The organism is Nonomuraea sp. NPDC049725, from assembly GCF_040674795.1.
Taxonomy (GTDB): Bacteria; Actinomycetota; Actinomycetes; order Streptosporangiales; family Streptosporangiaceae; genus Nonomuraea; species Nonomuraea ceibae.
This window is the reverse complement of sequence record NZ_JBFANJ010000011.1, coordinates 1-14,575: the sequence shown is the minus strand read 5'-3', so window position 1 is coordinate 14,575 and position 14,575 is coordinate 1. Positions and strand designations below refer to the sequence as shown.

Genomic DNA, 14,575 nt, shown 5'->3' with positions numbered 1-14,575 from the left:
GCAGGTCAGCGGCCGAGACCCGCGTCGCGTGCCCGGATGATCGCCTGGGCGCGGTCGGCGACCTGGAGCTTGGCGAACACGTTCGACACGTTGTTGCGCACCGTCTTCGGCGACAGGAACAGCCGCGCCGCGATCTCCGCGTTGGACAGCCCCGCCGCGATCAGCTCCAGCACCTCCCGTTCGCGGGCGGTGAGCTGCGGGAACGGCTGCGCCCTCGGCGCGTCGCCGCCCGCCAGCCGGGCGAAGAAGCCGCTCACCCGCGCCGCCAGCGCCTGCCCGAAGATCACCTCGCCGCCCGCGACGGCGGTGATCGCCCGCAGGATCTCCGTCTGGTCGGCGCCCTTGAGCAGGTAGCCGCGCGCGCCCGCGCGCATCGCCGCCAGCACGGTGTCGTCGTCCTCGTGCATGCTCAGCACGAGCACGCCCGTGCCCGGCGCCGCCGCCAGGATGCGTTCGGCGGCGGCGAGCCCGTCCAGGCCCGGCATCTGCAGGTCGAGCACCACCACGTCGGGCCGCAGCTCGGCGGCCAGCGCCACGGCCCGCGCGCCGTCGGCGGCGGTGCCGACCACCTCGACCTGGCCCGTCGAGTCGAGCATCATGCGCAGCCCGTCACGGTAGACGGGATGGTCGTCGGCCAGCAGCACGCGCGGCACGCTCACGCGACGCCCCCCGACGGCAGCACCGCCCGGACGAGCGTGCCGCCGCCCGCCCGCAGCGCGACCGAGCACCGGCCGCCCAGCTCCCGCGCCCGCTCCCGCATGGCGATCAGCCCCACCCCGGGCGCCGCCTGCGGCTCCACGCCCCGGCCGTCGTCGGCCACCTCGACCTCCAGCTCGCCGCCGGTCCGGGTCAGCCGGACCTCGCACGTCCGCGCGGCCGCGTGCCTGGCCACGTTGACGAGAGCCTCGCACACGATCCGGTACGCGGCGACCTCCGTGGCGGCGGGCAGCCCGTCGAGCTCGCCGCGCACCTCGACGCGCACGGCCAGCCCGCCGTCGCTGAACCTGGCCGCCTCCTTGCGCAGCGCCCCGGCCAGCCCCCACTGGTCCAGCGCGGGCGGCCGCAGGTCGTGCACGAGCCGCCGGACGTCGCCGATGACGGCGCCGAGGTCGGCGCGCACCTGCCCGAGCGCCTGCCGGGCGGCGGCGGGCTCGCGCTCCATCAGGTTGCCGGCCGCCTCGACCTTCAGCGCCGCCGCGGCGAGCGCCGGGCCGAGCCCGTCGTGCAGGTCGCGGCGCAGCCGCCGCCGCTCCTCGGCCACCCCGGACACCAGTCGCGCCCGGCTCTCCTGCAGCTCCTCGCTGAGCGCGATCGCCCGCACCGCCGCCGCCGTCTGCCGGACGACGTCGGCCAGCAGCCGCTCGTCGGCCTCGGCGAGCCGGCCGCGCGGGGTCAGCGACAGCCGCCCGATGGGCTCGCCCCGGTAGCCGATCGGCAGCACGACCGTGGCGCCGCCCGGCGTGCCGTGCTCGGCGACGAGCGTCCCGCCGTCCGCCTGGTCGAGCTCCACCCTCGCGTACGGGGAGCCGTAGGCGGCGCAGACGGCCCGCGCGGTCTCCAGCAGCGGCTCCAGCAGGGGGCGTTCGGGGCCGGTCGCCTCCTCCAGCCGCCGCGCCAGGACCGAGACGACCTCGTACGGCTCGGCCCGGCCGGTCAGGACGCGGCTCACCCAGCGGCGGGCCCGCTCGCGCAGCGGCGCGTACACCAGGGCGACGGCCGAGGCGGCCAGGACGGCGGCGACCGGCTCGTCGATCAGCGCGCCGAGCCCGACGAAGATGGGCACGTCGATGGCGACGACGGCCACGGCCAGGCCGCCGTACAGCAGCGTCCAGCCGAGCAGCGGGTCGATGTCGTACAGCCGGTAGCGGCCGACGGCGACAAGCACCGCGCCCGCGACGGCCAGCAGCGACAGCACGAACGCGAGGTCCTGCGGCAGCCCTCTCAGCGCGAGCGGCAGCAGGATGAGCGCGCCGTTGAGCAGCGCGGCCAGCGCCATCCAGCGGAGCTGGGCGCGCAGCACGCCGCGCGAGCCGCGGAAGCGGCTGACGAACGCGAGCACCGGGACGGCCGTGCTCACGACGAGCAGCAGGGGCGCGGCGGGCAGCAGCGCGGTCCACACCGCGTCGGGCAGCGGCGGCAGCGGTGCGTCGACGCCCGGCCACCCGGGTCCGGCCGACATCAGCCGCCAGGGCACGGTCATGAACAGGAGGGCGGCCAGCCCGGCCGAGCCGAGCGTCAGCCAGGCCGCGGCGCGCCAGCGCGGCGACGGCAGCCGCCCGTCGGGGAAGTACAGCAGCACCAGCGGCGTCACCAGGTTGAGCAGCGGCCCGAGCCGCGCCCCGGCGAACAGGGCGGCGGCCGTCAGCGGCAGCCGCCCGCCGTGCGCGTGCAGCGACAGGACGGCGTAGGCGGCGCCGAGCGCGTTCAGGCCGGAGACGGCGCCGCCGCCGAGCAGCAGCCAGGTCATCAGGTGGCGGGGCAGCCGGGTGGCGAGGACGAACCCGGCGGCGGCGAGCGCGACGCCCGGCACCGTCGACGACCACACCGGCCAGTCGATCGGCTCGGGCCGGACGGCGGGGCCCGCCGCGAGGTCCAGCCCGGTGGCGGCGAGCGCGGCCAGGCCCGCCGCGGCGGCGACGGCGACGGCGGCCGTCCGCGCCGGGTCGCGGGGCGGCGGGGACGGGGGCGGGGGCGTTTCCTGGTGGCCCGGGACGCGGCGGCCCGCGCGATACCTGAACACCTCCCTAGCGTGGCACGCGCCGCCGCCGGCGGGAGGTGACCGCGATCCCGGATCTGCCGGGACTCCTGTCCCGTCCGGTCCGGGACAGCGCCGGGACGGCGGGGGTGGCGGCGTTCCCTGGTGGCCCGGGACGCGGCGGCGCGACCGTGGAGGCCGCCCCGGCGCCCGGCCGGGGCCCGCGACGACGGAGGCGCCCCATGTCAGAGAGCCCGCACGACACCACCCTCGCCACGGGGGCCCTCGCCGCGAGAGTCCCCGACGGACGGGCGGCGACCCGGACGGCCGGGGTGCTGCTCGCGGCCGGCGCGAGCGCCTGGGCCGTGGGCACGCTCGTGGTCGGGGAGAAGATCCAGGAGGGCATCCAGACGCTGGACACGGTCACCGGCATGATGTTCGCGGCCGGGGTGTGGGCGTTCGTGTGGCGGCTGCGGGCCGACCGGGCCAGCGGCGACCGGGCCGGGCGGGCCGTGCCCGTCGTCCTGCTCGCGCTGCTGCCGGGGGCGTTCCTGCTGAACGCGCTGTCGTTCGGCTACGCCACGCACGACGAGTTCCCGCTGTGGCTGATGATCCTGGACGGGTGCTGGCCGCTGAGCATGCTCGGCATGCTGGTGCTCGGCGTGGCGGTCGCGGTGACCGGCCGCTACCGGGGGGCGATGCGGTGGCTGCCGCTCGTGGCCGGGTGCTGGTTCCCGGTGACGATGGCCGCGCAGATCCTCGGTGGCGGCGTCGTGTCCACGTACGTCAGCGCCGCCTGGCTGGTGGGCACGTACGGGGTCATCGGGGTGCGGATGGCGGTCCGGTCGCGGTGAGCGGGACGCGTGCGCCCGGCCGTCCCGCGACGGTGGCGGAGGTGCTGACCGCCTGGTCGGAGCGGACCGGCGTCCCCGTGGAGGCGTGGCTCTGGACCGGCACGCCCGTGCCGGCGCGGGTCGCCGGGGCGCTCGCGCGGGCGCTGCGGGAGGCGCTGGGCGCGGTCGAGGACGGCGAGCGGCCGGCGGTGGTGCACGTGGCCTGCACGTCGGGCGCCCGGGGGGTGCGCCTGACGGTCAGCCACGAGGGCGGCGGCGAGCCGTGGCCGGCGTCGCGGATCGCCGCGCTGAGCGCCGCGTTCGCCGAGGTGGGCGGGCTGGTGACGGTGAACAGCGTGCCCGCCGGCGGCACCACGATGACGGGCGTCGTCCGCCACCGGTGACGGAGGCCCGGCTCACTCTCCGGCGCCGGGCACGGCCGGGTTCCCGCCCGGTTCATGCCCCGGGCAGCAGGCCCGCCGCGCGCAGGCCCTCCTCGTAGCCGCCCTCGGCGGAGGCCCAGAACCGCTCGGCGGCGTCGATGACGGCCAGGCGCTCGCCGGTCGTCCAGGTCTCGATCAGCCCCAGCAGGGCGCGCCCGTCGTCGGCCCACACCTCCGGCGCGCCCAGCGCGATCACCGCCGCCACCTCCCGCGCCAGCAGGCGTGCCCTGGCCAGGCGGCCGGTGGAGCCCAGGCCGTTCACCGCGTCCACGATCAGCAAAGCCTGACGCAGGGTCAGCGACGGCATCGCCGGGGCCGGGTCGTCTCGCTCGGTCATGCCGCCACCCTATCCAAACAATTGTCACAAACAAACGTTTTGCACGACTGCGCCAAACGTGTGTATGGTCGGCGGCATGACATCACCCACCGCGACGACCGCGGTCCCACACCCCCCGCACCCCCTCGGCCGGGCGGGCCGGCCATGAGGGCCGGACGCAAGCAGTGGATCGGGCTGGCGGTCCTGGTCCTGCCCGTGCTCCTGATCTCCGTCGACCTGCACGTGCTGTCGTACGCGCTGCCGTTCATCAGCGCCGAGCTGGCGCCGAGCGGCGCCCAGCTGCTGTGGATCATCGACATCTACCCGTTCATGCTGGCCGGGCTGCTGCTGCCGATGGGCACGCTGGGCGACCGGATCGGACGGCGGCGGCTGCTGCTGGCCGGGGCGGCGGCCTTCGGCGCGGCCTCGGCGGTCGCCGCCTTCTCCCCCAGCGCGGACCTGCTCATCGTCACCCGGGCCCTGCTCGGGGTGGGCGGCGCGACCCTGATGCCCTCGACGCTGTCGCTGATCCGCAACATGTTCCACGACGCCGGCCAGCGCCGGGTCGCGATCTCCATCTGGACGGGCGCGTTCGCCGGTGGCGCCATGCTGGGCCCGCTGATGGGCGGCGCGCTGCTGGAGCACTTCTGGTGGGGCTCGGTGTTCCTGGTCAACCTGCCGGTGATGGCGCTGCTGCTGGTCCTGGCGCCGCTGCTGCTCCCCGAGTCGCGTGACCCGCGCCCGGGGCGCTTCGACCTGGTGAGCGTGGCCCTGTCACTGGGCGCGATCCTGCCGGCGATCTACGGGATCCAGCACATCGCCCAGGACGGCCTCGGCTGGGCCCCGGTGCTCGCCGTCGTGACCGGGCTGGCGCTGGGCGTGGCCTTCGTCCGCCGCCAGCGCTCGGCCGCCGATCCCCTGCTGGACGTGCGCCTGTTCGGCAGCCGCGCCTTCACCGCGGCCATCAGCGCCAACACGCTCGGCGTCTTCGCCATGGTCGGCTCCAGCCTGTTCACCACCCAGTATCTGCAGATGGTCATGGGCGCCAGGCCGCTCATCGCCGGGCTGTACGCGCTTCCGTCGGCGGGCACGGCGATGCTCGCCGCCGGGCTGGCCCCCGTCCTGGTCCGCAGGGTGCGGCCCGGGCTGGTGGTCTGCGTGGGGCTGCTCGTCGGCGCGAGCGGGTTCGCGGTGCTCTCGATGCTGGACGTGACCGGCCAGGGCGGCCTGCTGATCGCCGGGATCATGCTCATGGCCGGCGGCGTGACGCTCGTCCTGACCGTCTCCTCGGATCTGATCATCGCCACCGCCCCGCCGGAGCGGGCCGGGTCGGTCGCCGGGCTGTCGCAGGTGGCCACCGAGTTCGGCGGCGCGCTCGGCATCTCGCTGCTGGGGAGCATCGGGACCGCCGTCTACCGGGGCCACCTCGCCGGCACCGGCGCGCCCGCGCCCGCGATGGACACCCTCGGCGGCGCTCTGGAGACGGCCCGGCACCTGCCGGAGGCGGCCGGGAGCGCGCTGGCCGGGGCGGCCCGGGTGGCCTTCACGCAGGGCCAGCACTACGCCATGAGCGCCGCCGCGGCGGGCCTGTGCCTGATGGCGGTGCTCGCGCCGGTCCTGCTGCGTTCCGTGCGGCGCGCGACGCCGCCCGCCCAGCCGGACCCCGCCGGGCGGCACGCGATGCGTTAGCCGCCCGCGGCCTCGGCCACCGAGCGGATCCCGGCGACCAGGTCGCGGGCCGACGGGGCGTTGTCCGGGTCGAGCTGCCAGCGCACCAGCAGGCCGATGAACAGCGTCAGCAGCACCTGCGCGCCCGCCTCGTCCCCGTGCGGCAGCCGCCTGCCCAGCTCGCGCTGGGCGAGCGCCTGCCCTTCGGTCAGGCGGGCCCGTACCTCGGGCAGGTGGGGCGCCTGCGCGAGCGTCTCCACGTTGGCGCGCCACACCATCGGATTGGCCCGGAACGATTCGATCATCTCCCCCCAGAACGCCTCGAACCACTGCTTGGAGTCGTCCGGGAACGCCTTGAGGACCTCGGCGACCGCTTCCCCGGTCGTCTCGATCATCGCCTGGGTGAGCAGGGCGTCCTTGGAGCGGAAGTGGTAGTTGATCGCGGCGAGGTTGCTGCCGGAGACGGCGACGATGTCGCGCACCGTCGTGCGGGCGTAGCCGCGCTCGGACAGGCACTGCTTGGCCGCGGCCAGCAAATCCTCAGGGACTCCCATTCGGGCGATCCTACCAGCGCCCGTAAACAGTTGTTTCAAACAGAGGTCCGGGACCCAAGGCCCTGGTGGCGCGGGCCGTCCGGGCGCCGGCCGCGGTGAGGGCGCGTGGGCTCACCGCGACACCGTGTCGTCCCGCCAGTCCGGCCTGGCGAAGTACGCGCGGGTCTCGCGGACGACCAGGCCCGACAGCAGGATGAGGCCGATGAGGTTCGGCAGCGCCATGAGGCCGTTCATGATGTCGGAGAACGTCCACACCGTCTGCAGCTCCAGCACCGTGCCGGTGAAGATCAGCACGATGAACAGCAGCCGGTACGGCGTCACCGCCACCCGACCGAAGAGCCGGTCCATGCACCGCTCCCCGTAGTACGCCCAGCCGAGCAGCGTGGAGAACGCGAAGAACACCAGGCCGATCGTGACGACGATGCCGCCCCACTGACCGGGCAGGCCGTGGCTGAAGGCCAGGGTGGTCAGGGGCGCGCCGTTCTCGCCGCTGCGCCAGGCGCCGGTGACGACGATGGCCAGGCCGGTCATGCTGACCACGACGAGCGTGTCGATGAACGTCTGCGTCATCGACACGAGCGCCTGTCGCGCGGGCTCGGTCGTCTTGGCCGCCGCCGCGGCGATCCCGCCGGTCCCGAGGCCGGACTCGTTGGAGAAGATGCCGCGGGCGACCCCGTACCGGATCGCCAGCAGGACGCCCGCGCCCGCGAACCCGCCCGTGGCGGCGGTGCCCGTGAAGGCGTCGGTGAAGATGAGCGCGAGCGCGCCGGGCAGCTCGCCGACGTTGGCGATGATGATCCACAGCGCCCCGAGGATGTAGAAGACGATCATCACGGGGACGAAGGCGCTGGTGACCGCGCCGATGCTCTTGATGCCGCCCAGGATGACGACGGCGGCCAGCACCGTGATGACCGCGCCGGTCAGCCACATGGGCACGTCCCACTGCGCGTTGATCGCGTCGGCCACGCTGTTGGACTGCACCATGTTGCCGATGCCGAACGCCGCCAGCGCGCCGAACACCGCGAACAGCACGCCCAGCGTCGCCCCGAACCTGCCGCCCACCCCGTAGGTGAGGTAGAACATCGGGCCGCCGCTCTGCTCGCCCTTGGCGTCGGTGCGGCGGAAGCGGACGCCGAGGAACGCCTCGGAGTACTTGGTCGCCATGCCGACCAGGCCGGTCACCCACATCCAGAACAGCGCGCCGGGCCCGCCGAAGTGGATGGCCGTGGCGACGCCCGCGATGTTGCCGACGCCCACGGTGGCCGCCAGCGCCGTCGACAGCGCCTGGTAGTGGGTGATGTCGCCGACGCCGCCCGGCTCCTTGCGCCGGATGAGCGCCAGCCACAACGCGTAGAACAGCCTGCGGAACTGCAGCCCGCGCAGCATGATCGTCAGGTAGAGGCCCGTCAGCAGGAGCAACGGGATCAGCAGGAACGGTCCCCAGACGAAGTCCGAGATCCTCGACAGGATGTCTTGCACACCAGCTCCTCAGGTCGTCCGAGCGGATGATCGTCTCCGGGGGTCCCTGCCCTTTCCGGGGCGCCGGGCAACATCATCCGGTCAAGTCGCCCCGGCGCTCCTGTCAGGCGGGCGGCGAGCCGACGGGCTCGGTGACCGGCGCGGGGCCGTCCGCGGCGGGCGCGGGGCGGTGCCGGCGGGCGACCGCCGCGGCCCCGGTGCCGCCGGCGACGAACAGCACGGCCAGCGCGAGCCAGCCCACGGTCCCGTGCTCGACGGCGGTGGCGGTGACGAGCACCGGAGAGACCATCGCGGCGATCGAGTAGCCGGTCTGGCTGAGGCCCTGGTAGGCGCCCGCGCTGCGCGGGTCGGCCAGCTCGAAGGCCATGCCCCAGCCGCCCGCCTCGCCGAGGATCTCGCCGAGCGTGTGGGCGAACGCGGCCACCAGGAGCAGCGCGCACGCGACGGCCACGTTCCCGTAGCCCGCCAGCGCGTACGCCCCGCAGGCGAGCGCGAGCAGCCACGACGCGCGGCGGACGGCGATCCCGGCGCGGCGCACGTCGTGCACGCCGCGCGAGAAGCGCACCTGGAGCAGGGCCACGACCACGGTGTTGAGGACGAGCAGCACCGACACGAGGGCGGTCGGGGCCTCGGTGGAGGCGACCCACAGCGGCACGCCGACGGTCATCAGGCCGAACTGCATGGCCACCACCGTGTTGCACGCGACGCTCGCCACGTACGTGCGGTCCTTGAGCGGCGACGGCCCGGCGGCGGCGCCCTTCGCGGGACCGGCCGGGGCGGCCATCCGTCCGGCCAGCTCCGGCACCCGGCCGGCCAGCCGCGCCAGGGGCACGCTCGCCGTCAGCAGCAGCAGGCCGGAGACGAGCATCGCGGCCCGGTAGGCGGCGGCGGTGCCGGCCAGGAGCGCCGCGGCGGCGGCCACGGTGCCCAGGCCGATGAAGACGTTCGTGACCACGCGCATCCGGGCCCGCACCTCGACGCGTTCCGGGCCGGTGTACCAGCGCGCCAGCATCGCCTGCTTCGACGTGCCGCTGGCCGACCGCATCGCCGTCGCCAGGCAGGCGACCACGGTGAACGCGACGGCGTCCGAGGTGAGCGTGTAGCCGAGCATCGCCGCGCCGTTGAGCGCCGTCGCCGCCACCTGGACGCGATGCGCGCCGAGCCGGTCGGCCAGCCGTCCCGAGACGTACGAGGACAGCACGCCGGCGCCGCCCGCGATGCCGAGCCCCAGGCCCACGGTGGTGGGGGCGAGCCCGACGACGAGCGTGAAGTACAGCGTGCTGACGGTGTAGAAGACGCCGCTGGACAGCGCGAACGCCATCGTGCTCAGCGTGAGCGAGCGGCCGACGCGGTCCTCGGGGAAGAAGGTACGGATCACGGTCCCCTTTGTGCCGTATCGGAACCGATGGGCGAATTCATGTAGGGTATGGCTACATGGTCATGCTCCCGGGCGGCGGGCTGATCTCGTACGAGCTCGCCGGGATGGACGTCGCCGACGTGCGCTTCGCCGTCTCGCCCGTCAACGAGCTGACGCTGTCCCTGCGCACGTTCCGCGACCCCGGGCGCTATCCCGTCCACCTGCCCTGGCTGCGGCGCACCGAGCGGGTCCGGGCCGGGCTCGACCTGCCCCTGCTCCACGCCCTCACGAACGCGTCCATGTGGTCGCCCGACTACCTGACGCCCCGGCCGTACGCGCCGCTCACCCGCATCGACGACGAGCTCGCCGCCATCGCCCGCGTCCCCCTGGAGCGCATGCTCGACGACCTGCGCGCCCTGCACCCAGGGGAACTGCCCGAGCCGCTGCGCGGCGACCCGGCCGCCGTGCGCGAGCGCATCACCACGGCGCTGCGCGCGTACTGGCACGCCTGCTTCGCGCCCTGGTGGCCGAGGATGCGCACGGTCCTGCAGGCCGACATCATCCACCGGGCGCAGGTCATCTCGGCGCACGGCCTGGCGGCCATGTTCGCCGGGCTCAGCGAACGCGTCTCCCTCGACGGCGGCGTGGTGCGCGTCCGCCTGACCACCAGCGCCGGCTACCGGCGCTCCACCGGCGGCGAGGGGCTCACCCTCGTGCCGACGCTGTTCGGCCGGGGGGTGACCGCACCCATCTCGCCGGAGGAGCCACCGCTGATCATGTACGGCACGCGCGGCGCGGGCACGCTCTGGCAGACGGAGACGCACCGCTCCCCCGCGGCGCTCACCGGCCTGCTCGGCGCGACCCGCGCGGGACTGCTGACGACGCTCGCGACCCCGGCCTCCTCCACCGAGCTGGCCGGCCGCCTCGGCGTCACCACCTCGGCCGTCAACCAGCACCTGCGCGCGCTGCGCGACGCCGGCCTGCTCACCAGCGCGCGGCACGGCCGCTCGGTCCTCTACCTGCGCTCCGAGCTCGGCGACGCCCTCGTCGCCGGCGGCTCCGCCCCCGACCCGGAGGACCGCGCCCCGTAGCCGCCCCCGGCCGGGCCCGGCACGGGGCCGGTCAGCGGAAGGCGCGGCGGTAGGCGGCCGGGGTGGTGTTGAGCGCGGCGTGGAAGCGGCGGCGCAGGTTGACCGCCGAGGACAGGCCGACGCGGGCGGCGATCGTCTCCACCGGCAGGTCGGTGTCCTCCAGGAGCGCGCGGGTGGCGGCCAGGCGGCGCTCCAGCAGCCAGCGGGCCGGCGGGACGCCGAGCTGGTCGGCGAACTGGCGGGTGAGCGTGCGCGGGGAGACGCCGGAGAAGGCGGCCATGTCCTCGACGGTGACGGGCTCGGACAGGTGCGCGAGCAGCCATTCCAGCAGCGGCGCGAGGGAGTCCGGCATGGGCCCGGCCGTCGGCAGCGGCGGGTACTGGCGCTGGCAGCCCTCGCGGTGCGGCCCGGCGGCGAGCTGGCGGCCGACGCGCATGGCGTGGGACGCGCCGTGCTCCTGGAGGACCTGGTGGAGGCAGAGGTCCAGGGTGGCGGCCGAGGCCCCGGCGGTGGCGACGTCGCCGTGGTCCACGTAGATGACGGTGTCGTCGGGGACGATGCGGGGGTGGCGCGCGACCAGGTCGGCGGCGAGGTCCCAGTGGACGGAGGCGCGGCGGCCGTCGAGCAGGCCGAGCGCGGCCGGGATGAAGATCCCGGCGCAGACGGCGACGATCCGGCCGCCGCGGGCGTGGACCCCGGCGACGGCGTCGAGCACGGCGGGCGTGGGGGCGACCGTCCAGCTCGCGATGACGACGGTGTCGGCGGTGTCGAGGGCGTCGAGGCCGTGTTCGACGTGGATGGGGGCGCCCAGCGTGGTGGTGAGCGAGCCGGGGCGTTCGGCGCAGAGGCGGAAGCTGTAATGCTGGGGGATCTCGCGTCCCTGGTAGCCGAAGACCGCCGAGGCCGAGGTGACGGGGTAGAGCTCCTGGTTCTCGCCGACGAGGGCGACCACGCGGTGCGGGTCGAGCGGCGGAGGCGGCGGGGGGCACGCGGGGAGCGTGGCCGAGGGCAGGTCCAGGGGTGGCGCGAGGAGCATGGCGCAAATGTACCCAATGATGTCATCTGGGACACCAGCGCCCTGATCTGGAAATATCCACAATTGTTGCTTATGTGGACGAGGAATTTCACCCTCTATTTCGGCGCCCGGACGATCTCGCTGCTCGGTGACGCCATGATGCCGGTCGCCGCCGCCCTCGCGGTCGGCCAGGTGTACGGCATCGCGGGAGTCGGCTACGTGCTGGCCCTCTGGACCGCCTCCGCCGTCCTCGTCATGCTCTTCGGCGGCGTCCTCGCCGACCGCATCGGCGCCCGTACCGTGATGATCGTCGCGGATCTGCTGCGGATCCTCACCCAGGCCACGGTGGCGGTCGCCTTCCTCGACGGCGCCCCGCCGTACGGCCTGCTGCTGGCGATGGCGTTCCTCTCCGGGATCGGGGCCGGCATGTTCGAGCCCGGCGTCAACGGCATGGTGCCGCTCGTCGCCCGCGACCCGCAGCGGGCCAACGCCACGCTGAAGATCGCCGAGGCCATCACCCAGCTCGCCGGGCCCGCGCTGGCCGGAATCCTGGTGCTCGCGGCCGGCCCGGTGTTCGTGTACGCGCTGGACTCCGCGACGTTCCTGGTCAGCGCCATCTGCCTGCTGCTGGTCCGCGTCACCGTGCCCAGGCCCGAACCCTCGAACGTGCTGGCCGACCTGCGCCGGGGCTGGCACGAGTTCAAGGCCAGGAGCTGGATGTGGTCGGTCATCCTGGTGTGGGTGTTCTGGGGCGTCCTGGTCGTCGGGCCGTCCGTGCCGCTGTCGTCGCAGGTCATCGGCGCCGACTACGGCTGGGTGATGGCCGCGCTCGGCCTCGGCACGGTGATCGGCGGCGTGGTCGCCATCCGGCTGCGCCCGGCCCGGCCGCTGGCCGCCGGGGCGATCGCGCTGATCGGCTACGCTCCGGTGCCGCTGACCGTCGCCCTCGGCGCGCCGCTGCCGACGCTGATGGCGGGCCACGTGATCGGGGGATGCGCGATGGCGTTCTGGTCGGTCATGTGGTCGACCAGCGTGCAGACGCTCGTCGCGCCGGACGTCCTCAACCGGGTCTCCGCCTACCAGGTGGCCGGATCGGTCGCGGGCATGGCGGTCGGCCAGGCGCTCGCCGGACCGGCGGCCCTGGTGGTCGAGCCGCAGACCTTCCTGCTGGGCTCGGCGGTGGTGACGGTCGGCGTGTCGGCCGCCCTGCTGCTGATCAGACCGGTACGCGGCCTGCGCCGCCTGTCCGCCCCCACGGACCCCGCCCTCCCCGCCCCCGCCACCTCCCCCACCTGACCCGCGCCCTCTCTGACCCCCTGACCCGACCTCGACCAGGGGGGATGATCAGGGACGTGACGAGCTCGGTTTCGACGCCCTCGAAGTCGTCGCCCGCGTCGACGGGACGCCCATCACCGAGCTGATCGACAGGTACGGGCTCGGCGCCCGGATGGACGTGGCCGGTGACGACGCCCTTCTTCCCTGAGCGGGCGATTCGTCCCACGTCCCGGGCGGCGGCCCGTCAGGGGGTGTGCGGCCTGAGGGCTGCGAGGGCGGCGCGGGCGTGTTCCGGCTCGGCGCCCTCGGCGACCGCCGCCAGGGCCGCGCGCCAGGCCGCCGCGAGCACGCGGCCCAGCAGCGGCGCCGACGGCAGGTCGCCGCGTCCGAGCAGCTCGGCCAGCCGGTCGCGCTCCGCGTCCTGGGGCGGCTCGCCCAGGATGCGCAGGAAGTTCTCGCGTACGGCGAATTCCAGGCCGACCAGCAGGGCGGCGGTGACGACCGCCGAGCGGTCCGGCCCGGGCCCCGTGGCCGCCATCGCGCCCTCCATCCGGTCCAGCAGGCGCCGTTCGACGTCGTCCCGGACGAAGGCGTACAGGCCGAGCTTGCTGCCGAAGTGGTGGTAGAGGGCGCCCGTGGTGACCTCGGCCGCCGCCGCCAGATCGGCGACCGTGACCTCGTCGAAGGGGCGCGCCCCGAACTCCTTGACCGCTGCGAGTACGAGCCTGCCCCTCGGGGAGGTCGATACGGGGATCCATTCGCGCACCCGTACATAATGCCGTTATGGTGAGAGGAAATCCAATTACGTCCGGAATCCGGAAGGATGCGCCGTGAAGCTGGAGTTCCTGTTCGTCCCCACCGCCGACCTGAAGGCGTCGCTCGCCCTCTACCGTGACGGCCTCGGCTTCACCGAGAGCTGGCGCGAGGGCGACGCGACCGTGGCCCTGGCCCTGCCGGGCACCGACGTGCAGATCATGCTCGACGCCCACGACCCGGCCGCCCCGGTCGGGCCGGTGTTCGTCGTCGAGAGCGTCGAGGCGTTCCACGCCGCCCGCCCGGAGTCGCTGGCCGTGGTCGAAGCGCCGTCGGAGATCCCCGGCGGCTTCCAGGCCACCTACCGGGACCCGGGCGGCGCGACCCTCTACGTCATGGACCAGTCCACGGAGCAGAACCCCTCATAGGGGCGGCCGGCACAGATCCCGGACCTCGGGGAGGCGGTCGAAGCCGGCCGACCCGTAGGTGGCGACGGCGGCGGTGTTGGAGCTGGGGGTGCACACGACCGCGCTGGAGGAGCCCAGCTCGCGCAGCGCCGCGGCGGCGGCGCGGACGATCGCGGCGCCGTGGCCGCGGCCTCGGTGGTCGCGGTGCACGCCCATCGGTTCGAGCAGGCCGGGCCGGTCCGGGCCGGCCGGCCAGACGGTCACGGCCGCCACCGCGTCGCCCCGCTCGTCGTAGGCGACCAGGCAGCGGGCGCCGGCGTACGGCGAGCCGGCGGCCATCGCGTGCCAGGCCGCCTCCGTGAACGTCGACCCGTCGAACGAGGCCCGCTGGACGGCCACCCGATCGGGCACCTGATCAGGGGTGACCTCCACCACCCGCACGCCGGGGCCGGGCACCGGCGCGGTGAGGTCGCGGCGCAGCGGCGTCCACGGCTCACCGGACTGCCAGCCGTCCTCGCCCAGCAGGTCCCTGACCAGGGCGCCCGCCGGCGCCTCGACGCTCGCCGTCCCGGCGGGCAGCACCCCCCGCCCCGGGTCGCCGAGGTCCGAGGCCAGCCGCCGGGCCAGCTCGCCGTCGCGCCGGGCGTCCGGCGCGACCGGGCGCCCGTGATGAGCATGCTGGCGGCTGC

Annotated in this window: 15 protein-coding genes; 6 read left to right on the top strand and 9 right to left on the bottom strand. The window is 75.0% G+C overall.

Translation table 11 applies throughout. From position 1 onward, the window contains the following. Positions 1-5: 5 nt before the first annotated feature. Positions 6-659 carry a response regulator transcription factor gene (locus AB0J53_RS27345; protein WP_364177354.1) on the bottom strand — a complete coding sequence of 218 codons (654 nt, stop codon included), beginning with the start codon at positions 657-659 and terminating at the stop codon, positions 6-8. Beyond that, positions 656-2,740 carry a sensor histidine kinase gene (locus AB0J53_RS27340; protein ID WP_364177351.1) on the bottom strand — a complete coding sequence of 695 codons (2,085 nt, stop codon included), beginning with the start codon at positions 2,738-2,740 and terminating at the stop codon, positions 656-658. The genes AB0J53_RS27345 and AB0J53_RS27340 overlap by 4 nt, the downstream gene beginning before the upstream one ends. Before the next feature lie 197 nt (positions 2,741-2,937). Between AB0J53_RS27340 and AB0J53_RS27335 the strand changes: the two genes are divergently transcribed. After that, positions 2,938-3,549, top strand: a complete 612-nt coding sequence (locus AB0J53_RS27335) for a hypothetical protein (protein WP_364177348.1) — start codon at positions 2,938-2,940, stop codon at positions 3,547-3,549. Beyond that, positions 3,546-3,932: a hypothetical protein gene (locus tag AB0J53_RS27330; protein ID WP_364177345.1), complete on the top strand. Its 387-nt coding sequence runs from the start codon at positions 3,546-3,548 to the stop codon at positions 3,930-3,932. Before AB0J53_RS27335 ends, AB0J53_RS27330 begins: the two co-directional genes overlap by 4 nt. Before the next feature lie 52 nt (positions 3,933-3,984). On the opposite strand, the gene AB0J53_RS27325 is transcribed toward AB0J53_RS27330, so the two are convergent. After that, complete coding sequence (locus AB0J53_RS27325) at positions 3,985-4,308, bottom strand: hypothetical protein (protein WP_364177342.1); 324 nt, start codon at positions 4,306-4,308, stop codon at positions 3,985-3,987. A gap of 144 nt (positions 4,309-4,452) precedes the next feature. On the opposite strand from AB0J53_RS27325, the gene AB0J53_RS27320 reads away from it, so the two are divergent. Further along, on the top strand, positions 4,453-5,976 hold the full coding sequence (locus AB0J53_RS27320; protein WP_364177339.1) for an MFS transporter: 1,524 nt from the start codon (positions 4,453-4,455) through the stop codon (positions 5,974-5,976). Here AB0J53_RS27320 and AB0J53_RS27315 read toward each other — a convergent pair. From AB0J53_RS27315 to AB0J53_RS27305, 3 genes are all read right to left on the bottom strand, one after another. Then, on the bottom strand, positions 5,973-6,509 hold the full coding sequence (locus AB0J53_RS27315) for a TetR/AcrR family transcriptional regulator (RefSeq protein ID WP_219510961.1): 537 nt from the start codon (positions 6,507-6,509) through the stop codon (positions 5,973-5,975). The genes AB0J53_RS27320 and AB0J53_RS27315 overlap by 4 nt on opposite strands. A 111-nt stretch (positions 6,510-6,620) precedes the next feature. Continuing rightward, positions 6,621-7,988: a sodium:alanine symporter family protein gene (locus tag AB0J53_RS27310; protein ID WP_364177335.1), complete on the bottom strand. Its 1,368-nt coding sequence runs from the start codon at positions 7,986-7,988 to the stop codon at positions 6,621-6,623. Between the two features lie 103 nt (positions 7,989-8,091). Then, entirely contained in the window at positions 8,092-9,366 is a 1,275-nt protein-coding gene (locus AB0J53_RS27305; protein WP_364177332.1) for an MFS transporter, read from the bottom strand. Between the two features lie 56 nt (positions 9,367-9,422). Here AB0J53_RS27305 and AB0J53_RS27300 point away from each other — a divergent pair, with 56 nt between their 5' ends. Beyond that, entirely contained in the window at positions 9,423-10,436 is a 1,014-nt protein-coding gene (locus AB0J53_RS27300) for a DUF5937 family protein (RefSeq protein WP_364177329.1), read from the top strand. 31 nt (positions 10,437-10,467) lie between these two features. Here the strand turns inward: AB0J53_RS27300 and AB0J53_RS27295 are convergent, their stop codons facing one another. Next, the gene (locus AB0J53_RS27295; RefSeq protein ID WP_219510952.1) at positions 10,468-11,472 is read right to left on the bottom strand and encodes a helix-turn-helix domain-containing protein; all 1,005 of its coding nucleotides are present in this window, start codon (positions 11,470-11,472) and stop codon (positions 10,468-10,470) included. A gap of 72 nt (positions 11,473-11,544) precedes the next feature. On the opposite strand from AB0J53_RS27295, the gene AB0J53_RS27290 reads away from it, so the two are divergent. Continuing rightward, positions 11,545-12,747 carry an MFS transporter gene (locus AB0J53_RS27290; protein WP_364177326.1) on the top strand — a complete coding sequence of 401 codons (1,203 nt, stop codon included), beginning with the start codon at positions 11,545-11,547 and terminating at the stop codon, positions 12,745-12,747. 223 nt (positions 12,748-12,970) lie between these two features. On the opposite strand, the gene AB0J53_RS27285 is transcribed toward AB0J53_RS27290, so the two are convergent. Further along, complete coding sequence (locus AB0J53_RS27285) at positions 12,971-13,492, bottom strand: helix-turn-helix domain-containing protein (protein WP_364177323.1); 522 nt, start codon at positions 13,490-13,492, stop codon at positions 12,971-12,973. A 64-nt stretch (positions 13,493-13,556) separates the two neighbouring features. Here AB0J53_RS27285 and AB0J53_RS27280 point away from each other — a divergent pair, with 64 nt between their 5' ends. Then, entirely contained in the window at positions 13,557-13,907 is a 351-nt protein-coding gene (locus AB0J53_RS27280; protein ID WP_364177320.1) for a VOC family protein, read from the top strand. Here the strand turns inward: AB0J53_RS27280 and AB0J53_RS27275 are convergent. Next, positions 13,902-14,575, bottom strand: a 674-nt coding sequence (locus tag AB0J53_RS27275) for a GNAT family N-acetyltransferase (protein WP_364177317.1), incomplete at its 5' end; no start/stop codon positions are given. The genes AB0J53_RS27280 and AB0J53_RS27275 overlap by 6 nt on opposite strands.